Origin of the sequence: Rhodanobacter sp. C06 (genome assembly GCF_002001105.1) — a bacterium.
Taxonomy (GTDB): Bacteria; Pseudomonadota; Gammaproteobacteria; order Xanthomonadales; family Rhodanobacteraceae; genus Rhodanobacter_A.
In genome coordinates this window covers 159,218-181,530 of record NZ_MUNP01000059.1, presented here as the reverse complement: position 1 = coordinate 181,530, position 22,313 = coordinate 159,218, and the positions used below count along the sequence as shown (strand labels likewise).

The 22,313-nt window shown below is 64.4% G+C and carries 20 protein-coding genes; 6 read left to right on the top strand and 14 right to left on the bottom strand.

Going from position 1 to position 22,313, the window contains the following annotated elements; all coding sequences use genetic code 11:
- Nucleotides 1-22: 22 nt before the first annotated feature.
- Nucleotides 23-853, bottom strand: coding sequence for a TMEM175 family protein (locus B0E52_RS13070; protein ID WP_217316687.1), 831 nt, complete (start codon nt 851-853; stop codon nt 23-25).
- Nucleotides 854-888: 35 nt separating this feature from the next.
- Here B0E52_RS13070 and B0E52_RS18780 point away from each other — a divergent pair, with 35 nt between their 5' ends.
- Nucleotides 889-1,020: a hypothetical protein gene (locus tag B0E52_RS18780; protein WP_256363986.1), complete on the top strand. Its 132-nt coding sequence runs from the start codon at nt 889-891 to the stop codon at nt 1,018-1,020.
- A gap of 171 nt (nt 1,021-1,191) precedes the next feature.
- Here the strand turns inward: B0E52_RS18780 and B0E52_RS13065 are convergent, their stop codons facing one another.
- From B0E52_RS13065 to hutU, 12 genes are all read right to left on the bottom strand, one after another.
- On the bottom strand, nt 1,192-1,518 hold the full coding sequence (locus B0E52_RS13065; protein WP_077484407.1) for a hypothetical protein: 327 nt from the start codon (nt 1,516-1,518) through the stop codon (nt 1,192-1,194).
- A gap of 474 nt (nt 1,519-1,992) precedes the next feature.
- Nucleotides 1,993-2,457 (bottom strand): RDD family protein, encoded by a 465-nt coding sequence (locus tag B0E52_RS13060; protein ID WP_168174192.1) that lies wholly within the window; start codon nt 2,455-2,457, stop codon nt 1,993-1,995.
- A gap of 282 nt (nt 2,458-2,739) precedes the next feature.
- Nucleotides 2,740-3,459 carry a phospholipase D family protein gene (locus B0E52_RS13055; RefSeq protein ID WP_077484481.1) on the bottom strand — a complete coding sequence of 240 codons (720 nt, stop codon included), beginning with the start codon at nt 3,457-3,459 and terminating at the stop codon, nt 2,740-2,742.
- 129 nt (nt 3,460-3,588) lie between these two features.
- Nucleotides 3,589-4,725, bottom strand: coding sequence for a hypothetical protein (locus B0E52_RS13050; RefSeq protein WP_077484403.1), 1,137 nt, complete (start codon nt 4,723-4,725; stop codon nt 3,589-3,591).
- A 54-nt stretch (nt 4,726-4,779) separates the two neighbouring features.
- A complete protein-coding gene (locus B0E52_RS13045) occupies nt 4,780-6,399 on the bottom strand; it encodes a type I restriction-modification system subunit M (protein WP_077484401.1) in 1,620 nt (539 codons plus the stop codon).
- Nucleotides 6,400-6,405: 6 nt separating this feature from the next.
- Nucleotides 6,406-7,566 (bottom strand): AAA family ATPase, encoded by a 1,161-nt coding sequence (locus B0E52_RS13040; protein ID WP_254426800.1) that lies wholly within the window; start codon nt 7,564-7,566, stop codon nt 6,406-6,408.
- Nucleotides 7,563-8,564, bottom strand: coding sequence for a virulence RhuM family protein (locus B0E52_RS13035; protein ID WP_077484397.1), 1,002 nt, complete (start codon nt 8,562-8,564; stop codon nt 7,563-7,565). Before B0E52_RS13035 ends, B0E52_RS13040 begins: the two co-directional genes overlap by 4 nt.
- Before the next feature lie 122 nt (nt 8,565-8,686).
- Entirely contained in the window at nt 8,687-10,012 is a 1,326-nt protein-coding gene (locus tag B0E52_RS13030) for a restriction endonuclease subunit S (protein WP_077484395.1), read from the bottom strand.
- Entirely contained in the window at nt 10,012-13,026 is a 3,015-nt protein-coding gene (locus tag B0E52_RS13025; protein WP_077484393.1) for a type I restriction endonuclease subunit R, read from the bottom strand. The genes B0E52_RS13030 and B0E52_RS13025 overlap by 1 nt, the downstream gene beginning before the upstream one ends.
- Nucleotides 13,027-13,134: 108 nt before the next feature.
- The gene (locus tag B0E52_RS13020) at nt 13,135-13,482 is read right to left on the bottom strand and encodes a type II toxin-antitoxin system PemK/MazF family toxin (RefSeq protein WP_077484391.1); all 348 of its coding nucleotides are present in this window, start codon (nt 13,480-13,482) and stop codon (nt 13,135-13,137) included.
- Nucleotides 13,479-13,730, bottom strand: a complete 252-nt coding sequence (locus B0E52_RS13015; protein WP_077484389.1) for an AbrB/MazE/SpoVT family DNA-binding domain-containing protein — start codon at nt 13,728-13,730, stop codon at nt 13,479-13,481. The genes B0E52_RS13020 and B0E52_RS13015 overlap by 4 nt, the downstream gene beginning before the upstream one ends.
- A 107-nt stretch (nt 13,731-13,837) precedes the next feature.
- Complete coding sequence (hutU, locus tag B0E52_RS13010; protein WP_077484387.1) at nt 13,838-15,508, bottom strand: urocanate hydratase; 1,671 nt, start codon at nt 15,506-15,508, stop codon at nt 13,838-13,840.
- 140 nt (nt 15,509-15,648) lie between these two features.
- Here hutU and B0E52_RS13005 point away from each other — a divergent pair, with 140 nt between their 5' ends.
- The 4 genes from B0E52_RS13005 to B0E52_RS12990 all read left to right on the top strand — a co-directional run bounded on the left by B0E52_RS13005 (nt 15,649) and on the right by B0E52_RS12990 (nt 20,046).
- Nucleotides 15,649-17,127: a multicopper oxidase domain-containing protein gene (locus tag B0E52_RS13005; protein WP_077484385.1), complete on the top strand. Its 1,479-nt coding sequence runs from the start codon at nt 15,649-15,651 to the stop codon at nt 17,125-17,127.
- The gene (gene chrA / locus B0E52_RS13000; protein WP_077484479.1) at nt 17,124-18,323 is read left to right on the top strand and encodes a chromate efflux transporter; all 1,200 of its coding nucleotides are present in this window, start codon (nt 17,124-17,126) and stop codon (nt 18,321-18,323) included. Before B0E52_RS13005 ends, chrA begins: the two co-directional genes overlap by 4 nt.
- A gap of 80 nt (nt 18,324-18,403) precedes the next feature.
- The gene (locus tag B0E52_RS12995; RefSeq protein ID WP_077484383.1) at nt 18,404-19,504 is read left to right on the top strand and encodes a catalase family peroxidase; all 1,101 of its coding nucleotides are present in this window, start codon (nt 18,404-18,406) and stop codon (nt 19,502-19,504) included.
- Nucleotides 19,501-20,046, top strand: coding sequence for a cytochrome b/b6 domain-containing protein (locus B0E52_RS12990; protein ID WP_077484381.1), 546 nt, complete (start codon nt 19,501-19,503; stop codon nt 20,044-20,046). Before B0E52_RS12995 ends, B0E52_RS12990 begins: the two co-directional genes overlap by 4 nt.
- A gap of 21 nt (nt 20,047-20,067) precedes the next feature.
- On the opposite strand, the gene B0E52_RS12985 is transcribed toward B0E52_RS12990, so the two are convergent.
- Nucleotides 20,068-21,333: a GDSL-type esterase/lipase family protein gene (locus tag B0E52_RS12985; RefSeq protein WP_254426799.1), complete on the bottom strand. Its 1,266-nt coding sequence runs from the start codon at nt 21,331-21,333 to the stop codon at nt 20,068-20,070.
- 13 nt (nt 21,334-21,346) lie between these two features.
- On the opposite strand from B0E52_RS12985, the gene B0E52_RS18720 reads away from it, so the two are divergent.
- Nucleotides 21,347-22,273, top strand: coding sequence for a hypothetical protein (locus tag B0E52_RS18720; protein ID WP_254426798.1), 927 nt, complete (start codon nt 21,347-21,349; stop codon nt 22,271-22,273).
- Nucleotides 22,274-22,313 lie beyond the last annotated feature (40 nt).

Genomic DNA, 22,313 nt, shown 5'->3' with positions numbered 1-22,313 from the left:
GACCCGACATCGTCATGGGTTTTCACGAGCCGCGAGGGATCACCTGCGTCGAGCTCGGATGCAGATAAGTCAGGAGAGTCAGGGTCACAACGCAGAAGCCGGCGATCGGAAACCAGAGCGCCAGCGCCGCAGCCCCCGCGAATATCAATAGCGTGAGAACTGCACGCATGCGCATCAACCGCTTGGTCGGCCCGGAAACGAGTTCCTCTCCTACCGTGTCGACCGCCTCCATGAATAGCGCGAAGTAGCTGGCGTTGACCAGCACGAACACGATGGCGTAGAGACATACCGCCACCGCGCCCAGACGCGTCTTGGACATCCACGCCGTCACGAACGGCAACAGGGACACCGAGAAAAGGTGCGCGAAATTCGACCAGATCAACTTTGACGTGACGCGCGTTGCGTGGCTCAGCAGATAGTGCCCGTTCAACCACGCAATGGCGACGAACAAGTAGCTCACGGCATAGCTGATCGCGGTCGGCCATTCCTGCGCCAGCGCTGCCCAGGTCGCGACGTCTGGCGCGTGAAGATCGATCACCAGGATGGTGATGATCACGGCGAAGACGCCGTCGGTGAAGGCGGATATGCGCTCCAGGGTCAAACCGTATTGTTTCATCCAGGTCTCCTTGGCAAAAGACGCCGGTCGAACGGGGGCCGGTTCACTTTCATGCAGTTCGCTGCACCCCGCATCTACGGCAAGTCGCGGCGAGGTCCGGTATGCGATTCCAAGGTCCTGCGTGACCCTGCGTGCATGGCCACGCAACCCCGACTCGACCTTCCCGGTATCCCCCAGCATATCGTCCGGCGCGGCAACAACCGCCTGCCCTGCTTGCTGGATGATGCAGACCGGCACCGCTACCTGCACCTGCTTGGCGCAGCGGCGCCCTGGTGCCGCTGCTCAAGCCATGGTGGCAAGCCTTCAGCGGACCGTACCTTTACTACCCCGGCCGCAAGCACCTGCCCACGCTGCCGCGCGCGTTCGCCGATTTCGTCAGGGGCGCCGGGAACGGGCATGCGTGAGCGCAAGAGCCTGTTCAAAGACTCCGCATGGCCGGGGCCGGGAACTGTTTGCACGCAGGCCAGCGTAGCTTGATTGCCTCCGTCCCGTTGTCCCGCTATCCCGAAAGAAAGTGCACTCTGACCCGTGTTTCCAAAGCGCCTCACCCCAGTGGCCTTTTTGCCCGGAGCGCATCAATGGCACTGCCCGGCATTGAGCGCGCTATCGGTATCGCAATGCAGACTCTTGCCCATCGGTGCCAGCGTGCCCATGATCTCGCCCGCACAACGGATTTCGGCTGAGTTGCCTGCCACGGTGGATACATGCACGCCAGCGCTGCGTTTACCGTTTTCGGTATAATCGAACACGGTGTAGTCCGCATCACGGTGATTGAAGCTGATTTCGACTCGCTCTGTCTGGTAGCGGCTGTAGTGCGCAAAGGCAAACTGCTGCGCACCTTGTGCCGCGTCATCCGGATAGGAAAGCTCGATCTTCCGCGGCGTGCCATAGCGATACTGCAATGCCGACGGCAGCGTACCGCACAGGCTCAGCGTCCGGTGTCACGCGGTCTGGCAGCTGAAGTAGCTGGTTTGCGCAGCGTCGCATAGCGAAGCTGGACCCGGCTGGGTCGCAAACGCTTCGACGCAGATCAGCGAAAGCAGCAACAAACCGGCTTGAATCCGACCAGGACGAGACATTACTTTTCAGCTCCCATGGCGATCTTGTCGTAAGCGCTCTTGAACTTGGTGTCGCTTTCGTCCCGCCATCGAAGCCCAGCTGGCGCGCCCGGTCGGACCACTCAGGATCGGGCGACAACGCAAAATGCCAACCGACTGAAAAGTGTACTCTGACCCCTGTTTTCGCCCCCACGCACGCCGACCCTGTGTTCATAGTCCCGCGCCGCAAAGGTGGCAGAGGCAATTCCCTCGACTCAATTGCCTCCGCCCCGTTATCTGCTTGAAAATTTTCCCCGAAACCTTTTCGCAACACGAGCATCAACGCCCGCGAACTCGCACCACTTGTGTCTTGGGGATGGAATCGTGCCAGCCATCACCATCCCCCAAAAAGGAAAACGCCTCGAACGGTATGAAGCGGCAAAAAGTGCGACCGACAATTTGTGAAAATCTTGGCTTTTCGCCCTGGAGGTTCACGACGGCAGTACCGAAGACCAGCTTTCCTGGCGTGCGTGCCCAAATGCCCTCGAAGAAACAATAAAAGCTCAGAAGCATCAATGAACCGAGCACTATGCTCGGCATTTTCCGCATTGCCACTACGCCTGCCGGCCCAAACAGCATGCCAACGACAAGGCCAAGCAACGCCGCGGATATGTAAAAACAGATGTAATCAATGACAAGCGTGCCAAAACGCAGCCACTTACCAGCCACTTCCCTTGGCCGATGATCGGCGGCATCGACGACAGTGGCCTCAGGCGCCGAATATGGATTGAACTCGTTATTCACAATACTTCCCCTTGTATGTGTCGCCCCGGTTGAACAGAGTCACCCACGATTTCTTTGGAATATATCCAACACCGCGCCCCCACCCCTACCATCCATCAATCAAGAACACAGATTACAAAGTAAAGTCCTTTCCCACGAAACAGGGTCCGCTTAATTGTCCCTGATACCTTTTCGCGGACACCTTTTCACGAGCTGCAGGCTCACGATCCAAACAAAGAAGTCAGGTCAAATTACCAAGTCGAGTTAAATGAACCTGACTCTTATCCGGATCCCGCGCACCAGTCAGACCTTCAACGAGTCGGGCCAAAGAAAATATCCGCCAAAGCGCTGGCTCATTCGGAACTCGCCACCCGCAGCCTTCCCTTTCTCAGTGAGGTGCGTCTTGTCGGACTTGAGCTCTAGGTACGCCATCGCGAGCAATCTGTCCGTCAGTTCGGTCGTCTTCAACCCCAGCTTGCGGGCTAGCTTGGAGGTAGTGAGCTTGCCAACCGTATCGGCGTCATCCCTGCCGGCGTCGTGCTCGCCCTCTTCCGTGCCGGCGCTCTCAGACGTGGCAACACGTTCCATCGAGATACGGATTTCGTCACTGATGCGAATGATCCGCTGCGCTTCCTCATAAGCGTCGCGGTACAGCTCGGAGTCTTCTTCGCGCCGAATCAGGATACCCATCTCATTGTTGTTGACCTGGCTGAACTCGTAGAGGTTGAGGCTGGTGACAATGCACAGTTCCTCGTTCAGATAGCACTTGGCATGCAGGTTCTTGCAGAAGCTGGTGCGGATATAGCTCAGCTCACGCAACCAGCTGATCTCCACCGGCTGCAGCTCACTCTTTCCGTAAACCATGCGCACATCGATCTTCAACCGGTTCTTGTCGGCCAGCAGCTCCTTCACCCGGTCGTTGAGCTTCAAGTACGGGCTGATCAGGATCAGGCGATCCTTCGCATCCTTGATCAGCTCCTCAAGGAAATAGTTGGTCGCGCTGGTGTTCAAAAACTTTGCCATCAACAAGCCTCCACAAAAAGTCGGTGAAAGTCGACTTTCAACGTTCCAAGCCTACGTCAGCGTCCACGGCTCAAGACGTCAACTTCAAAGAAAGTGCGCTCTGACCAACTCTGACCCCTGTTTTCCAGATCAATCATCGATCCCGAAAGCGATTTTGAGTTTGCCGACTGTCTGCGGCCACGATGCCGTTGTTGGCTTGGCTGCCGAATTCTGGTTTCCGAAGAAGCCGGTTTCTCGAACGGCCTTGGATTCGGGTACCGTCGCCAGCCAGCGGATCTTGACGAATTTGTCCGTACGCAGTGGATCTCCCGCAGACTTCTTCATGCCCGGATGGACCTGACCGATATCCAGGTAGCGTTGCGGGCCGGAATCGGTGTCCACCACGAAATCCTTGGCAGGAATCGGATCGCTTTCGATGACGCCCACCCCGATGTAGCCCGCACCCGGGCGATTGACCCAGACCCGCTCTCCGGGCATCAACAAGCGGAGGGTTCGGGTGAACCACTCGCCTCCACCTGCACTGATGAAGCCGTACTTCTGCGCGTCCGACCAGGATCGGTACTCCTCATCGCCATAGTTGGCGTAGAACTCGCCATTCCATGGCACATGCTCGCGACGTGCGGTCTGCACCTCTTGCTGCTTGTTGCGAACCTTGACTTGGTACTCCTGTGCTTCCCGCAGCGGGATGATCTGCTGAAAATCCAAAAGGACCCGCTGGTCGACCCTGTAGGCGACAACGCGAAAGCACGTGATGTCGAAACTGCGTGTCGTATTGAGCCAGAGGATCGAGGTCGTCAGCTCTCGCGAGTAGTCCTCCGAGAACAAGACAATTCGCACGTCGTTCGCAAATTCGCCCTCGTCCGGCTCCGACCAGCCAAGGAACTCCAGCAGGCGTTCGCGACTGCCACTCTGACCGTGCCGACCCAGGAATGCCTCGTAGGTCTGCACCGCCTGTTCAAAAGTCATCGTCGAAACCATGGCAGCGTAACGAATCGCCTGCAACTCCATATGGCTGCCACTATCCCCACGCTTCAACTCGATCACGACGAGGTTGGCATTGCGATCGATGGCTAGCAGGTCGATACGCCGCCTGGATTCATCCCATTCGCCGAATTCTTCAGCGATCACCAGCAAGTCCGGAATCAGCTCCGGCAGATGATTCCGCAGCAGCGCCTGCACATCCCGTCGCTCCTGCATCTGCACGCTGGCCAGCGAAACACGCGCTATCCGGTTCAGTTTGCCCTGCTCCACTTCATAGAACGCCATTGCCCATTTCCCCTTGCTTGTTCAACTTGGCCCCGCTGCTTTCTTCACGCGCGGTCAGGGCAACGGCGCCAACCCCAGCTCCGTGAGGAAGGCATTGTGGCGTTGCTTCGCCGTGGCGATCTCGGACTCGATCGTCACCAGCTCGGCATGCACGACCTTGAGGTCGATCTCCTTCTCGTTCTCGGCCGTGCTGACATAGCGCGAGATGTTGAGGTTGTAGTCGTTGTCGATGATTTCCTTCATCGCCACGCGTCGGGAATAGCGTTCCAGCTCTTCCCGGTTCTGGTACGTGCTGACGATCTGCTGGATGTGCTCTTCCGACAGCTGGTTCTGCCGCTTGCCTTTCACGAAGTGGTCGGCCGCGTTGATGAACAGCACGTCGTCGGGCTTCTTGCACTTCTTCAGCACCAGGATGCAGACCGGGATGCCGGTGGAATAGAACAGGTTGGCCGGCAGGCCGATCACCGTGTCGATGTGGCCGTCCTTGAGCAGCTTGGTGCGGATGTCCGCCTCCTTGCCGCCACGGAACAGCACGCCGTGCGGCAGGATGATGGCCATCACACCGTCGTCTTTCAGGTAATGCAGGCCGTGCAGCAGGAAGGCGAAGTCGGCGGCGCTTTTCGGCGCCACGCCATGGTTTCTGAAGCGCGGATCGTCCTTGGTCTCATCCTTCGGCTCCCAGCGGTAGCTGAAGGGCGGATTGGCTACTACGGCGTCGAACTTCGGGTTTTTCGCCGGATTGGTTTCGCGTAGCCACTCCCAGTCGTTCTTCAGCGTATCGCCGTGGTAGATCTCGAACTCGGTGTCCTTCACCCCGTGCAGCAGCATGTTCATGCGAGCGAGGTTGTAGGTGGTGATATTGGATTCCTGCCCATAGATGCGGCCGATGGTGCCGCCTGCTTTGACCATGCGGTGACGCACGTTGAGCAGCAAGGAGCCCGAGCCACAGGCGAAATCGAACACGCTGTCCAGCTTGCTGCGCGGTCCGGTTTTCGGCTCCTGGCTATCCAGCGTGACGATGGCCGAGAGGATGTTGGAAATCTGCTGCGGGGTGTAGAACTCGCCCGCTTTCTTGCCCGAGCCGGCCGCGAATTGACCGATCAGATACTCGTAGGCATCGCCCAGCGTGTCGCTATCCGTGGAGAACAGCGCCATACCGCGGGCGATCTCGCTGATGATGGAACACAGCTTGGCATTGCGGTCAGGATAAGTGCGGCCAAGCTTGTCCGAGGCGAGGTTGATCTCTGAAAACAAGCCCTGGAAGTGGCTCTGGAAAGATTCTTCCTCGATGTACTTGAAGCCGCCCTGCAGCGTATCCAGCAGCGTGTCGTCCTGCGTCTTGGCCAGATGCACGATATGGCCCCACAGGTACTTGGGCTTGATGACGTAATGCGCCTTGCGCCGCATCTGCTGCTCGAACTGTGCCACGTCCGCCTTGTTGGCCGCATACCAGACCGACAGCGGCGTCTTGCCGGCGTTGCCGACCGCATTCGGGTCAGGGTAGTCCGATCCCAGCTCTTTCCGCGCCGCCGCCTCGTAATTGTCCGAGAGGTAGCGCAGGAACAGGAAGGACAGCATGTAGTCGCGGAAGTCGTCCGCATCCATCGTGCCGCGAAGCTGGTCGGCGACGGCCCACAAGGTTTTGCCGAGTTGTTTCTGGTCGTTTTCGGTCATGGTGTCTTACGTCGCTTCGTTCGGGAACAGCGCTGGGCTGAACGGATGTCGAGTGATGAACTGTCGCAAGATGCGGCCAAAATGCTCTTTGTTGTCAGGCAACATTTCCCTCGGCTCGTAGAGGGAATAGTCGCCATGGCTCATCAGATCGATCACTCGCTTGTATACCGTCTGGTTCGGGTCATCGCCTTCGGCCTTGATGCACTCGTCCCATTTGGCGTAGCCAAAGAAGCACGCTGTCTGCTCCATGACCCGGCGCAGCATGTTGAAGTGGTGCGTATAGAGAGCGCCCGACTTCATGGCCTCATGCAACTCGACCAGTGATGCGAGGTGATACAGAAACGGCGTGCTGTCGGTTTCGTGCAGGGCAAAGCCGTCGTCTTGTAGCCGCTTGCTGAGAAAATAGCGACGCGACTTCTTCAGTTCATTGCACAACACGTTGAAGAACAGTACGTGGTGCGTGGATATCACTACGCGCAAGCCTTCGTGTGATCCTGTCATCAGTTGCGCCAGATGGTGCGCCACCATGACCGCATTGTTGTCGTCCAGCGAGGAGATGGGGTCGTCTATGTAGATGTATTTCACCCACTTGTAGGCCTCGGCGCTATCCAGCGCCAGCTGCACGATGGCCAGGAAGAAGCACCAGATGAAAATGTTCTCCTCGCCACGCGACACCTTGATATCGTCCTCACGAATCGTCTCGTAGGTGCCATCGTCCTTCTTCTGCCTGGTCTCGCGCGCGAAGCTGACTTCCCATGCGTCCGTATCGATTTCGAACTCGAAATCGACATAACGACTCAACAGCGGACGGATGCGGTTATCCATCTCCAGCTCGCCAAGCCCGGCGAAGAAACGTGAATCCTGATTGATCTTCAGCACTCGCTCATGGTCGTTGGCGAGATCGTTATCCCACTGGAACAGGTCTTCCGTGAACGCATTGAAGTACAGAGTGTCCCGCTCGGTCACTTCGCCGCTCTCATCGACCTTCTTGCCCAGATCCTTGAACGACGTCGAGAGCCGGGTCTTGCCGGTGCCGTTGTAGGCATAGAGCAGGACGAATTTCTTCTGGTCCAGCTCCTCGCGAAGATGCTTTGCCAAGGCGGGGAGATCGGGGAACGGCTCGGCGCCCATCGCCTTATCCGGCTGTTTCTTGTTGGCCCCCGTCATGGCTTCGGGCGCCGCTTGATCTTGTTTTCCAGCGCGGCCAGCTCAGCTTCGTCGGCGGCATCGGCGGCACGGGCTTCCTGCTGCTTGCGCTGTTCGTCGAAGGCCAGCCAGCGCTCGCCGGTCTGCGCTTCCATCTGCTCACGGCTGAACGATCCGGCGTTTTCCAGCAGCGGGAAGCCGTTGCTGGCGATGATCTGGCCCACGTTGTCCATCCAGAAGCGCATCGGGATGTCCTGCCGGCGCTTGGCGCGCAGCTCGGCGGTTTCCAGGAAGATCGTCACCAGCCGGTTGAGCGTGTCGATTTCGTCTTCGACCAGATAGTTCTTGGCGACCACGATGTCCTGCTTGCGCACGCGGCCGCCGCTCCAGGCGCGCAGGCCGAAGTGCGGGTCGTCGGCATTAGCGCGGGCCAGGATCAGTTCGGCGGCGGTCTGCTGCGTTACCGCGTACAGCAGCAGGTTCTGCACGGTGGCGAAGAAGGTCTGGGTGGCGCGGTCGCTCTTGTCGTAGTCGACGCTCAGCGCGAACAGGTCGCGCACCTTCTGGTAGAAGCGCTTTTCCGAGGCGCGGATGTCGCGGATGCGCGCCAGCATTTCGTCGAAGTGATCCGGGCGACCGTCCGGATTCTTCAGGCGCTCGTCGTCCATGACGAAACCCTTGAGCAGGTATTCCTTGAGCGCGGTGCTGGCCCAGCGGCGGAACTGCACTCCGCGCGGCGAGCGCACGCGGTAGCCCACGGCCAGGATGGCGTCGAGGTTGTAGAGGTTGGTCCGGTAGGCCTTGCCGTCTGCGGCAGTTGTCAAGGATTCCTTGACCACTGAATCCGCTTCCAACTCCTTGTCCCCCAGGATGTTTTTCAAGTGGAGGGAGATGTTCTGCTTGGTCGCGTCGAACAGCTCCGCCATCTCCGCCTGCGTCAGCCAGACGGTCTGGCCGTCGGCGCGCAACTGGATGCGGCTGGCGCCGTCCTCGGTGGTGTAGAGGATCAGACCGCTCACGCTGGCGCGCTCGCGGAATTAGAAGTGAGAAGTGAGAAGTGAGAAATCAAAGGCAGGCCAGGCCCCTCGAACAGACGTTCGACGGGGTTGAGTCCTTTGCGCCATTTCTCACTTCTCATTTCTCACTTCTCATTTGTATTTGGGAACAGCTGCTGCATCAGGCCCTGCTTGTGGGTCTTGAGGGCGGCGAGCTGGTTGGACTCGGCAGTGATCTGGGTGTCGAGGGAGGAGAGGCAGTCGGCTATACGCTGCTGCTCCGGAAGCGGCATAACGGGAATCGCGAGCTTTGCGAACGTCTCGCCTGTAAGGTGCTTGATGCCCCCGCCCGTGAACAAACTCTCGAAAGCATTTGTACCGGCGATTGCCTCCAAATATAGAACGAGAACCTTCGGTACGAAGGGCACGTGAAAGCGGACGCGATGAATTGCTTTCTGGAACTTCAGATCAGGCAATCGCCCATCCCAAACTGCAGACCGTCCCGGCACGCCACCTTCGCAAACCAAAACGTCACCCTTCTGCAAGCTATAGCGCTCAAGCTCACTTTCCTTGAAATACATCCGCGGAAGGTTGGAAGTGTCCACTTCATTCCATCGCAGCGAGATATTGTTGACGTAGGGAAGCAGACGTCCGCTCTTTTGCTTGTCGGCGTCGAGCATCTTCCCTAGCTTGATCTCAGCAACCTTTCCAAGCGGCACCTTCTTCCACTCTGGCGCGTTGCGGAACTCGGGGAAGCGGAGGCGGGGGCTAGTTTCACCGATCCGGGGGAACAGCTGCTGCATCAGGCCGCGCTTGTGCGCCTTCAACGCCTCCACCTTGCGCCCCTGCGCGGCAATCACCTCGTCCAGCGACGTCAGGCAGTCGGCGATTTTTTGTTGCTCGGCTGCTTCGCTCGGGTACGTGATGTCGATACCGCCGAGACGCGATGCAGATATTTGGTAAACCTTGGTCCCTTGCGCCTCTTTCTTGATCCGCGAACGGATCCATCCCGAACGAAACAGGTATCCACCGAAGCCGACGATCAGAGATTCGTCTTTCCGCCTCGCCAAAATCGTGTGCTGACCTGACAGAACTGGCTCGCCGTTCAAGCGAACGATTTCCATGCTCTTGCCGACGTCATTCGTGTCTTCAGAAGCGTCGGCAAAGATGATGTCGCCCTCAATGCAGTAATCCTCAGACCCAGCAGCCGGAACTTCTTCGGTATCGTTGACAAACGGTGTCCGCTCTTTGGTGACGTCGAACAACGCCGGGAACTTGGTGTGGATGTCTCCGTAGTGGATGTTCTTCGCATGACCAGCGTCGTAGTTGAGCTTGTCACGAGACAGGATGTTGTTCCGCATGAACGCATAGAGGCGATCCATGCGTTTGACGCACCAGCCAGGTGTCGTCCGAAATGCTGGAAATCGCAGCTTCGGTGCAAGCGTCGCCGTCGCCTTGTCTTCCTTGGCCATCACCGCGCCTCCTCCCACGCCTTCAGCCCGGCGATCTCGCGCCCGCCGGCACGCTTGCGCAGCAGCGGTATCAGGTCACGCATCAGCGCCTCTTCCTTCTGTGCGCGCGCCTTCCAGCCCAGTTCCAGCGGGCTGAGCAGTTCGGTCAGCGCCTCGCCGTCGAAGATGCGGCGGGCCAGCACGGCGTCGACGAAGGCCTGCAGGCGGGCGACCGGCAGGCCATGCGCTTCTGCCACCCCAGCCAGCGCGCGGGCGGCCTTGTCCTGCTTGAAGGCCTCGTAGCCGGCGCGGATGGCGGCCTCGTCCAAGCCGGTGCCGGCCTTCAGGCCGCGCACGTACTCGCTGATCTCCTCGCGCTCGTCGATAAACTTGGCATCGCCCGCGATCAGGCCGATCAACTGCTCGCGGTTCATGCTGGCCTTGCCGGCCGGTTGCATGGAGATGTCGGCCGCCAGCTTCATGATGTAGTCGTAGTCGATGGTGGCGGAGGCGAACAGCACGAACTCGAAATCGAGCTGGTCGATGTCCTCGTTCTTCTTCCCGTCCGGCTTGGCCTGCTGCGCGCGCAGGCGCTGCGCGGTTTCCAGATACGCGCCGCGGAACGCGTTGTGTTCGTCACGGGGCAGGACCGTTTCGATCTGCTGTTTCTGTGCGTCGTCCAGGTCGGTGTACTGGTCGAGCTGGGTCTTCAGCTTCTGCACCTGCTTGAAGCGCTCGACGAAGCCGGCGCGGGCGGCGTCGCCCTTGAGGTTGGCGATGTCGTCCGGTTTTCCGCTGAGGCCCTGCGAGGCCATGAAGCTGTCGAGCTGGTCGCGGGCTTCCTTGAGCTTTTCGATCACCACCGGCGCGGTGTCCACCAGCCAGATGGTGCGCGCCTGCTCGGCCTTGACGCCGGAGAACAGGGCGATGGCGGCATCCACCTCCTTCTGCTGGCCGCGGAAGTCGAGGATGTTGCCGTAGGGCTTGGTGTCGTTGAGCACGCGGTTGGTGCGGCTGAACGCCTGGATCAGGCCGTGGTGCCTGAGGTTCTTGTCCACGTACAGGGTGTTGAGGTACTTGCTGTCGAAGCCGGTGAGCAGCATGTCCACCACGATCACGAGGTCGAGCTTCTCGCGGCCCTTGTTCGGCAGGTCGGCCTTGGGGAACTGCTGGTTCTTGATGCGCTGCTGCACGTCCTGGTAGTAGCCGTCGAACTCCTCGATGCGGTGATTGGTGCCGAACGCGGCGTTGTAGTCGGCGATGATGGCCGCCAGCGCCGCCTTCTTTTCTTCGGGATTCTTCTTGTTGTCGGCCTGTTCCTGCGGCAGGTCTTCCTGCAGCTGCTTCACGTCGGCGCTGACATCGGCTGGCGGGGAGAACACCGCGGCGATGTTGAGCGGCACGTAATCGGGATCGGCCTGCTGCTTCTCGGCCTGCGCGGCCTTGAACAGCGTGTAGTACTCGATCGCGTCGTTGATGCTTGCTGTGGCCAGCAGGGCGTTGAAGCGGCGCCCGCCGGTGGCGGTGTCGTGCCGGGCCAGGATGGCCTCGACCACGGCGCGCTTGGCCAGCGGCTCGCCGGGCTTGGGCGGATTCTTGCCATCCGGCTTGAAGTAGTCGACGTGAAACTTCAGGACGTTCCTGTCCTCGATGGCGTGGGTGATGGTGTATTCGTGCAGCGACTGCTGGAACAGGTCTTCCGTGGTCTTGAGCGTCTGCTCCTCGCCTTCGATGCGCTTGTAGCTGGCGTTCTGCTCGAAGATCGGCGTGCCGGTGAAGCCGAACAGCTGGGCGTTGGGGAAGAAGTCCTTGATGGCCTGGTGGTTGTCGCCGAACTGCGAGCGGTGGCATTCGTCGAAGATGAAGACGATGCGCTTGTCGCGCAGGGCTTCCAACTGCTCGGCATGGCTGGTGAGGCCGCGCTTCTCGCGGCTCAGGTTGCGCGTGCCGCCGCCGTCCAGCGCCAGGCCCAGCTTCTGGATGGTGCAGACGATGACCTTGTCGGCGGCATCGTCGGACAGCATGCGCCGCACCAGCGCGCCGGTGTTGGTGTTCTCCTCCACGCAACCTTCCTGGAAGCGGTTGAACTCCTCGCGGGTCTGGCGATCCAGGTCCTTGCGGTCGACCACGAACAGGCACTTCTCAATGGCCGGATTGGCTTTGAGCAACGTGGACGCCTTGAAGCTGGTGAGCGTCTTGCCGCTGCCGGTGGTGTGCCAGACGTAGCCGTTGCCGAGGTTCTTGTCGATGCACTCGACGATGTTCTTGACCGCGTAGATCTGGTACGGCCGCATCATCAGCAGCTTCTGCTCGCTGGCCACCAGCACCATGTAGCGGCTGATCATCTGGCCCAGCGTGCACTTGGCCAGGAACGCCTCGGCGAAGGCGTCCAGCCCCGTGATCTTGCGGTTGTCCGGCGCGGCGTATTCGTACACCGGCAGGTAGCGCTCGTCGGCGTTGAAGGCGAAGTGGCGGGCGTTGTTGTTGGCGAAGTAATAGGTGTTGTCGCGGTTGCTGACCACGAACAGCTGGATGAAGCACAGCAGCGTGCGGGTATAGCCGTTGCCCGGGTCGTTCTTGTATTCGACGATCTGCTCAAGCGCGCGGCGCGGGTTGATGCCCAGCGTCTTCAGCTCGATCTGCACCACCGGCACGCCATTGATCAGCAGCACGACGTCGTACTGGTGGTAGCTGTAGTCGGTGTTGATGCGCAACTGGTGCGCCACCTCGAAGGTGTTCTTGCACCAGTCGGTGATGTTCACCAGCGTGTAGTTGAGCGGTGTGCCGTCGTCGCGGGTGAAGGCGTTGCGGTGGCGCAGCGTGTGCGCAGCAGCAAACACGTCGGGGGTGACGATGTCTTCCAGCAGCCGCTGGAACTCGGCATCGCTCAGGGTGACGCGGTTCAGTGCCTCGAAATGCGCGCGGAAATTGCGCTCCAGCGCCGCGCGGTCGCGGATGTCTTCGCGAATCGTGTATTTGAGCTCGCCAAGCTTCTCGATCAGCTCCTGCTCGATGGTGCTTTCCCTGACCTGCATGAGAACCTCGTGATCGATGAATCGGACGGCAAAACGTTCGGGTGGCCTTTGCGGCCGGGAGGCCGTCGGCTGGAACCGCGCCACCCATGCACTGTTGCGGAATCCGGGCTATTCCAGAATCGAGCGCACCGCGTCCAGCGCCTCCTCCACCAGGGACGCCGGGGCCTTCTCGACACGCTTGAAGGTTCGCGCGCGCGCATCGATGGTGCGGGTCTGGTCGCACAGCACCACGCCTTGGGTGCGCGTGCCGCTGCCCATCAGGGTGACGCTGAAGCCGGTTTCGCGCGCGGCGGCGCCGCCCTGCGTGATCGGCGCGACCAGCAACAGGCCGGAAGCCTTGTTGAAGGCATCGGCGGAAAGCACCAGTACCGGGCGGGTGCCGCGGATCTCGTGCCCCCTGGTCGGATCAAGGCTGAGTTCGAGGATGTCGCCGCGCGCGGGAATGCCGCGACTCACAACAGTTCACGCCCGGCCGGCGCATCGTCCAGCGAGGCCTGGTCGCGGTGCCAGGCGGCGGGTGATTTGGGGCTTTGCGCGAGCCGGTCCGCCAGGCCGCGACGAGCCGGGGTCACCGACAGCGTGCGGCCCTCGACCGCCAATTCGACGACCGAACCGGCCTCGACCGCCAGCGTCTGCGCGATGCTCTTGGGAATGGACAGGATGATCGAACCGCCCGATTGGCGCAGGGTTGCGGCGCAGGACATGGCATCGCCCTCATGTTTTACTGGAATAAAACCTTAGCACCGCCCCCAGGCCCCTGCAAGGCCACGGCGGCCGGCTCGAAGCCGTGCCACCGCGGCCCGCGCCTCGATCAGATCATGGGCAGCTTCAGCCCCTGCTCCTTCGCACACTGCACCGCATCCTCATACCCCGCATCCGCATGCCGCATCACGCCCGTACCCGGATCGTTCCACAACACCCGCGCAATCCGCTTGTCCGCCTCGGCGCTGCCGTCGCACACGATCACCACGCCGGAGTGCTGGCTGTAACCCATGCCGACGCCGCCACCATGATGCAGCGACACCCAGGTCGCGCCGCCGGCGGTATTGAGCATCGCATTGAGCAACGGCCAGTCGGACACCGCATCGCTGCCGTCCTTCATCGCCTCGGTCTCGCGGTTCGGTGACGCCACCGAACCGGAATCCAGGTGGTCGCGCCCGATCACCACCGGCGCCTTCAGCTCGCCGTTGCGCACCATCTCGTTGAACGCGAGGCCCAGCTTGTGGCGCTGGCCCAGGCCCACCCAGCAGATGCGCGCGGGCAGGCCCTGGAAGTTGATGCGCTCCTTCGCCATGTCCAGCCAGCGGTGCAGGTGCTCGTCGTCGGGGATCAGCTCCTTCACCTTCTGGTCGGTCTTGTAGATGTCTTCCGGATCGCCCGAGAGCGCGACCCAGCGGAACGGGCCGACGCCGCGGCAGAACAGCGGGCGCACGTAGGCGGGCACGAAGCCGGGGAACGCGAAGGCCTTTTCGCAGCCTTCGTCCTTCGCCATCTGGCGGATGTTGTTGCCGTAGTCGAAGGTGGGGATGCCTTGCGCGTGGAACGCGAGCATCGCTTCCACGTGCTGCTTCATGGATTGCTTGGCGGCGTCGCGGGTGCCGTTCGGGTCGCTCTTGCGGCGCTCGAACCACTGCTCCACGGTCCAGCCGCTGGGCAGGTAGCCGTTGACCGGGTCGTGCGCGCTGGTCTGGTCGGTGACGGCGTCGGGCTTCACGCCGCGGCGCACGAGTTCCGGCAGCACGTCGGCGGCGTTGCCCAGCAGCGCGATGGATTTCGCCTCGCCCGCCTTGGTGTATTTCGCGATGCGCGCCAGTGCGTCGTCGAGGTCCGTGGCCTGCTCGTCCACGTAGCGGGTCTTCAGGCGGAAGTCGATGCGGCTCTGCTGGCACTCGATGTTGAGGCTGCACGCGCCGGCAAGGCTGGCGGCCAGCGGCTGCGCGCCGCCCATGCCGCCGAGGCCCGCGGTGAGTATCCACTTGCCTTTCAAGCTGCCGCCGTAGCTCTGCCGGCCCATCTCCACGAAGGTTTCGTAGGTGCCCTGCACGATGCCCTGCGAGCCGATGTAGATCCACGAACCGGCGGTCATCTGGCCGTACATCATCAAGCCCTTCTTATCCAGCTCGTTGAAGTGTTCCCACGTCGCCCAGTGCGGCACCAGGTTGGAGTTCGCGATCAGCACGCGCGGTGCGTCCTTGTGCGTGGGGAACACGCCCACCGGCTTGCCGGACTGCACCAGCAAGGTCTCGTCGTCGTTCAATTCGCGCAGGGACCTCAAGATCGCGTCGAAGCATTCCCAGTTGCGCGCGGCGCGGCCGATGCCGCCGTACACCACCAGCTCGGCCGGGTTCTCCGCCACCTCGGGGTCGAGGTTGTTCTGCAGCATGCGGAACGGTGCCTCGGTGAGCCAGCTCTTGCAGCTGAGTTCCGTGCCGCGCGGCGCGCGGATGGTGCGGGTGGTGTCGATGCGGGTGGGAGCGTTCATGGCGATCTCGGGGAACCGGTGAAAGCCCGATTGTGGCGAGCGCCTCCCCCCGTGGAAAGTGGCGGTGCCGCATGGCGGCGGAAAAACCTGCGGACGGCGAAGCCGTAAGCTTGGCGAGGCATCGTCTCCGGAGATCGCTCATGCCGCTGGATCGACGCGACTTCCTCAAGTTCGCCGGGCTGGGCGCGCTGGCCGCCGGCGCCGGGGCGCGGGCCACGCCGCAGGCCGGTGCGGCGGCGGCGATCCCGCTTGCCGGCCGCGCCGACCATACGCTGCGCATCGCCCGCAGCCTGGTGGAGCTGGCGCCGGACCACATCGTCTCCACCACCACCTACAACGGCGGCGTGCCCGGCCCGCTGCTGCGCCTGCGCGAAGGGCAACGCGTGACGGTGGACGTGCACAACGACACCGACGTACCCGAACAGCTGCACTGGCACGGGCAGTCCGTGCCGGCGGACGTGGACGGCGCGGCGGAGGAAGGCACGCCGTACATCCCGCCGCACGGCATGCGGCGGCTGGGCTTCGTGCCGGGGCCGGCGGGCTTCCGCTTCTACCACACGCATGTGCGGGCCGGTTCCGATCTCACGCGCGGCCAGTACAGCGGCCAGGTGGGGCCGGTGTATATCGAGCCGCGCCATGAGCCCGGCGCGTACGACCGCGAGGTGTTCCTGACGCTGAAGGAGTTCGATCCGTTCTTCAGCCAGGGCGGCGACATGGCGATGGATTTCCTGCGGCCGGACGCGGTGGACCCGGCGCTGAAGGCACGCGGCGAACGCACGATGCAGGCCTCGCTGGCGCGCGGCGACCGGCGCGGCTACGAGGTGGGTTACCAGGCGTTCGCGATCAACGGCCGCATGCTGGGCCACGGCGAACCGATCCGGGTGAAAGTCGGCGAGCGCGTGCTGTTCCACGTGCTCAACGGCAGCGCCACGGAGATCCGCAGCCTCGCCCTGCCCGGCCACGTGTTCACCGTGCTGGCGCTGGACGGCAACCCGGTGCCACGCCCGGCCGAGGTGCCCGTGCTGTGGCTGGGCACGGCCGAACGCATCAGCGCGGTGGTGGAAATGCGCCGCCCCGGCGTGTGGGTGCTGGGCGACCTCGCCGACGACGACCGCGCGCACGGCATGGGCATCGTGGTGGAGTACGCCGGCCAGCGCGGCGCGCCGCGCTGGGAGGCACCGCCGCCGTTCGGCTGGGACTACCGCCGCTTCGCGCAACCCGGCGCGAAGGCTGCGCCGCCGGACGAAGTGATAGCGATGACGTTCGCGAAGCAGAACGCGGCGGACGGCGGCTTCAACCGCTGGACGATCAACGGGCAGGCGTTCGACATGCGCGCCGGCACGCCGCACTTCCGCCTCGCGCACGGCCGACGCTACCGCCTGCGCATGCACAACGCGAGCGACGACATCCATCCGATACACCTGCACCGCCACACCTTCGAGATCGCCAGCCTCGCCGGCCAACCCACCGCGGGCGTGCGCAAGGACGTGGCGATGCTGGGCGGCTACCAGACGATGGAGGTGGACTTCACCGCCGACCAGCCGGGCCTGTCGCTGTTCCACTGCCACATGCAGCTGCACATGGACTTCGGCTTCATGGCCTTGTTCGATTGCGCGTGAGTACAGCGACGACGCGCGGCCGCGCGGGCGAGGTGGCCGCCGCCTTCCTGTGGCTGGGGCTCACCTCGTTCGGCGGCCCGGTGGCGCACCTGGGCTATTTCCGCCGTGCCTTCGTGCAGCAGCGGCGCTGGCTGGACGAGGAACACTTCAGCCAGTTGCTGGCGTTGTGCCAGTTCCTGCCCGGGCCGGCGAGCAGCCAGTTGGGCTTTTCCATCGGCCTGCTGCGCGCGGGCTGGCTGGGCGGGCTGGCCGCGTTCGTGGGCTTCACGCTGCCTTCGGCGCTGCTGCTGTTCGGCTTCGCACTCGCCAGCCGCGCGCTGGACGGCGGCTGGGGGCAGGCACTGGTGCACGGCCTGAAGCTGGTGGCGGTGGCGGTGGTGCTGCACGGCGTGGTGGGCATGGCGCGCACGCTGGCGCCGGACTGGACGCGGCGCGCGATGGCGCTGGCGGCGGCGCTGCTGGTGCTGGCCAGCGGCGCGCCGTGGATGCAACTGGTGCTGGTGGCCGGCGGCGCGCTGGCGGGGCGGTGGCTGTGCCGCGGCGTCGCGGCGCGCACGGGCGGGATGTTCGCGCTGGCGTGGGGGCGGCGCACCGGCGCGGTGCTGGTCGCGCTGTTCGTGCTCGGGCTGGGCGTGGCGTTCCTGCCCGGCCTGCCGCCGCTGGGCCGGGCGGCGGCGGCGTTCTACCGCGCGGGCGCGCTGGTGTTCGGCGGCGGCCATGTGGTGCTGCCGCTGCTGAAGGCCTCGGTGGTGGATCCGGGCTGGCTGGACAACAACACCTTTCTCGCCGGCTACGGCGCGGCGCAGGCGGTGCCGGGGCCGATGTTCACGCTGGCCTCGTTCCTCGGCGCGCGCCTGCCGGGCGGCATGGGCGGCGCGCCGGGCGCGACGGTGGCGGTGCTGGCCATCTTCGCGCCGGGCCTGCTGCTGGTGGCTGGCGCGCTGCCGTTCTGGCGCGCGCTGGCGCAGCGCACCGGCGCGGCGCGCGCGCTGGCCGGTGTGAACGCGGTGGTGGTGGGCCTGCTGGCCGCGGCGTTCGTCAATCCGGTGGCGGCCAGCGCGATCCACGCGCCGCTGGACGTGCTGGTCGCCGCGGCCGGCGTGCTGATGCTGCTCGCCCGCTGGCCGGCGCTGGCGGTGGTGGGGTGGTGCGTGGCGGCGACGCTGGCGCAAGCGCTTTTCGCGCAAGGCATGTAACCGCACGCCGGCGCGGGCGAAGGACTGTGGTGGCGGCCGGCCCGGTCCGTCGCTCTTCCATCCCCCGTCCTGGAAACCCCATGCCCGATCCGCATGCATCCACCGTCCCGCTGGCCCGCCGCGCGGGCGCCTGGTTCCTCGTCCTCGCCCTTCCCGCGGCGTGTGCACTCGCCTTCGCCTGGGTGGGCGGCTGGCTGTCGCCGCAGCGACTGACGCCCCGGCGCCTGATCGACCAGTTCCAGGCGAACGCCGGCGTGCATCCCGGCTATCGGCGCAACCATGCCAAGGGCGTGTGCGTGGCCGGCCATTTCGACAGCAGCGGCGAGGCGGCGGCGTATTCGGTGGCGCAGGTGTTCGCGCCGGGCCAGCGCACGCCGGTGGTCGGCCGCTTCGCGATTCCCGGCGGCAACCCGTACGCGCCGGACGGCAGCGTGCCGATCCGCAGCATGGCGCTGCGCTTCGCGCTGGCGAACGGCCAGCAATGGCGCACCGGCATGAACAGCATGCCGGTGTTCCCGGTCGCCACGCCGCAGGCGTTCTACGCGCAGCTGCAGGCGGGGCAGCCCGACCCGGCCACCGGCAAGCCGGACCCGAAGAAGCTCGCCGCGTTCTTCGCCGCGCATCCGGAAACCGCCGCGTTCCGCGCCTGGGCGAAAACCGCGAAGCCCTCGGCCAGTTTCGCCACGGACGGCTACTGGAGCCTCGACGCATTCGTGTTCACCGGGCCCGACGGCCAGCGCCACGCGGTGCGCTGGCGCATGGTGCCGGAAGCTGTCGATGCGACGGGCGCCGCCGCGCCGGCCGGCCAGCCCGACTACCTCGACGCCGACCTGCGCCAGCGGCTGGCGCAAGGCCCGCTGCGCTGGAAGCTGCTGGTGACGCTGGCGAATCCGGGCGACCCCACCAACGACGCCACCAAGGCGTGGCCGGACGACCGCCGCACGATCACCGCCGGCACCCTGGTGGTGGACAGCGAGCAGGCGCAGGACAGCGGCCCCTGCCGCGACATCAACTACGACCCGACGGTGCTGCCGGACGGCATCGCGATCTCGGACGACCCGTTGCTGCCCGCGCGCTCGGCCGCCTACGCCGATTCCTACCTGCGCCGCACCAGCGAGGAGGCCCACCTGCCGGGCACCGCCCGCGTCGACACGAAGCCGCAAGCGGAGGCCCACCCATGAACAACACGACCGGCCTGTTCGCCCTGCCCGCGCGCATCCTGCACTGGCTGATGGCGGCGGCGATCCTCGCGATGCTGTTCATCGGCGTCGGCATGGTGGCCTCGGTGTCCGAGCGCCACGCATGGCTGCTGCGCATCCACAAGCCGCTGGGCATCGCGATCCTGCTGCTCGCCGTGCTGCGCCTCGCCGTGCGCCTGCGCAACCCGCCACCGCCGCTGCCGGCGGACCTTCCGGCCATCCAGAAACTCGCCGCGCATGCTTCGCACTGGCTGCTGTACGCGCTGATGATCGCGATGCCGCTGGTGGGCTGGGCGATGCTGTCGGCCGGCGGCTACCCGGTGATGCTGGGCGATTCGCTGCGGCTGCCGCCGATCTTCCCGGCCGGCCCGGTCGCGTTCGCGGTGTTGCGCCACCTGCACACCTGGCTGGCGATGCTGCTGTTCCTCACCTTCCTCGCGCACTTGGGCGCGGCGCTGTACCACGGCCTGATCCGGCGCGACGGGGTGCTGGCGAGCATGGTCGGCGGCAGCCGCAAGTCGTGACGCGGCCGCGGCGATAAGGCCTCAATGGCAACCCTGCGGCGGTTGCAGCGCCGCGTGGAACAGCACGTTGTAGGCCAGCGTGCCCATCACGGCGTAGCCGCGGTCGTTCGGGTGCAAGCCCGCGTCGCCCGCGCAGACCGTCGCCATGCCGACCGGCAGCGGGGACTGTTGCGCGGCCAGCGTCGGCGGCTGGTACGTGCCCGCCACGGCGTCGGAGAAGTCGACCACGCCGTCGAACGTGCCCGAGTGGCGTATCCACGCATTGAACCGTAGCCGCACGGCCTCCCGCTGCGGGCTGTACCAGTCCGCAACCCCGGCGAACGGCGTGACCGTGCCGGCGTAGATGCGCAGGTGGTGCTGGTGGGCGACGTCGGCGAGCATGCGCATCGCCGCAATGAGGTCGCCGGCCGTGGCGCCGTTCGGATAACCGGCCGGATCGACGCCGCGATCGATGTCGTTCGCGCCGAACAACACGACCACGTCGGTGACGCCGGGGCGGTCGACCACGTCGCGCAGGAAGCGCTTCAGGCCGGACATGCCGGCGTCGGGCGCACCGATCTGGTCGGTGGTCAGCTCGTCGGCGCTGATGCCGGCGTTCACCACCGCCGCCACATCGCCATGGCGCTGGGCAAGGGCGGCCAGCACCGCGGGCCAGGGTGCGGTGGGCGCGCTGGCGAGGTAGCCATCGGTGATCGAGTCGCCGAACGCGACGATGCCGCGGGTGCCCGCCGACGCCTCGACCTCGACGCCGGCGAGCAGGTAGATGTGATCGTCCCGCGTGAGCGGCAGCGCGTGCGCGGGCGGCAGCCGCGCCAGCGATGGCAGTCGCGTGGCGTCGCCATCGACCGCGTACGTGGTGTGCGCCTGTTCCAGCGGATGGAAATCGGCGAGCTGCGCCGGCCCGTCGAAGTACAGGCTGACGACCACGTTCGACAACGCCGGCACGTGCAGGGCTACCGGATCGCTGACCGCTTCGCTGCCGGGCGCGATCGTGATCGAAGGCTTGCCGCCGTCGAAGCTCAGTGGCCGGTCGCTGCCGGGATCGATCGCGGACAAGTCATCGGCATGGCCGGCAGCCAGCGCGATGCGCGCGGCGCTCACGGTGAGCGGCGCACGGCCGTAATAGTTCGACAGCCGGACGCGCACGCGCGCGCCGCCGGCGCTGACGTTCACGCGCTGGCGAAGGGTGAGGTGATCGACCGTGGGCGCGCGCTCGACCGGCTGCCCCCAGGCATCGCGTTCCGGCTTGCCGTCGCGACCGGTGACGCGCGCGACCTGTGAAGTCATCGCCTGCCCCCACGTGGCGACCCATTTCTGCGCCGCCGGCTTCACGGGAGCCGCGCAGGCCGGAAGCAGCAGGCATGCCGACAGCCACACCGCCAGCATGGCGGTGCGCGGCGAACGGGCATTGCGGCATGCATGGGTCATGCGTGTGTGCTCGGGGAAGGAAGGGGCGCTGTCCGGATCGTTCGGCAATCCGCATCCGGCTGTCAATGCGCCGGACCGGCCGGCCGCGATCCCGCCGCCAGGCTGGCCCGAGGCGCGCCGCCACGTCGGCCGAAACATCCTTCCGACGTCGATTGACGGCCATCAGGCAGCGGCGGAGACTGGTGGGCCGGGGAGTCCGGGCATGGCCATCGCGCGTCATAGCGGGGAGGCTGCCATGCATGCGAAAGAATCGATGTACCGCTTCACGATCGCCGCCACGATGCTGCTCGCCATGGGCGGGTTGCAAGCCGCCGACAAGAAGGCGCCGACGGATGCCGAACTGATCGCTAGCGCGATGCGCGCGGCGCCGGCGAGCGTCGCGAAAAACGCCACGATCGTCGTGCCGGGCGCGGACGGCACGATGCGTACGCTGCGCAAGGGCACGAACGCGTTCACCTGCATGCCGGACAACCCGGCCACGCCGGGGCCGGACCCGATGTGCGCGGACAAGAACGCGTGGGCTTGGCTAGCCGCGTACATGGCGCACAAGCCGCCGCCGGCCGGGACCGGCATCGCATACATGCTGCAGGGCGGCGTCGATGCGAGCAACACCGATCCGTCCGCGATGAAACCCGCGGCGGGCCAGCACTGGATCCGCACCGGCCCGCACCTGATGATCTTCGGCGCGGATGCGACGTTCTACGACGCGTATCCGAAGAGCGCGACGCCGGACACCTCGGTGCCGTACGTGATGTGGGCCGGCACGCCCTACCAGCATCTGATGACGCCCGTGCACTGAACGGAACAGGTGCGTGCCATTGATGTCCGAAAACGGCGAG

What these genes read in the sequence shown, in the direction of transcription:
- B0E52_RS13050 (WP_077484403.1), bottom strand. Translation starts at nt 4,725, where the DNA reads ATGGCGTTCTATGAAGTGGAGCAGGGCAAACTGAACCGGATAGCGCGT.
- hutU (WP_077484387.1), bottom strand. Translation starts at nt 15,508, where the DNA reads ATGAACGCTCCCACCCGCATCGACACCACCCGCACCATCCGCGCGCCG.
- B0E52_RS13005 (WP_077484385.1), top strand. Translation starts at nt 15,649, where the DNA reads ATGCCGCTGGATCGACGCGACTTCCTCAAGTTCGCCGGGCTGGGCGCG.
- B0E52_RS13055 (WP_077484481.1), bottom strand. Translation starts at nt 3,459, where the DNA reads ATGGCAAAGTTTTTGAACACCAGCGCGACCAACTATTTCCTTGAGGAG.
- B0E52_RS13040 (WP_254426800.1), bottom strand. Translation starts at nt 7,566, where the DNA reads ATGACGGGGGCCAACAAGAAACAGCCGGATAAGGCGATGGGCGCCGAG.
- B0E52_RS13045 (WP_077484401.1), bottom strand. Translation starts at nt 6,399, where the DNA reads ATGACCGAAAACGACCAGAAACAACTCGGCAAAACCTTGTGGGCCGTC.
- B0E52_RS13025 (WP_077484393.1), bottom strand. Translation starts at nt 13,026, where the DNA reads ATGCAGGTCAGGGAAAGCACCATCGAGCAGGAGCTGATCGAGAAGCTT.
- B0E52_RS12995 (WP_077484383.1), top strand. Translation starts at nt 18,404, where the DNA reads ATGCCCGATCCGCATGCATCCACCGTCCCGCTGGCCCGCCGCGCGGGC.
- B0E52_RS13030 (WP_077484395.1), bottom strand. Translation starts at nt 10,012, where the DNA reads ATGGCCAAGGAAGACAAGGCGACGGCGACGCTTGCACCGAAGCTGCGA.
- B0E52_RS13015 (WP_077484389.1), bottom strand. Translation starts at nt 13,730, where the DNA reads ATGTCCTGCGCCGCAACCCTGCGCCAATCGGGCGGTTCGATCATCCTG.
- B0E52_RS12990 (WP_077484381.1), top strand. Translation starts at nt 19,501, where the DNA reads ATGAACAACACGACCGGCCTGTTCGCCCTGCCCGCGCGCATCCTGCAC.
- B0E52_RS12985 (WP_254426799.1), bottom strand. Translation starts at nt 21,333, where the DNA reads ATGACTTCACAGGTCGCGCGCGTCACCGGTCGCGACGGCAAGCCGGAA.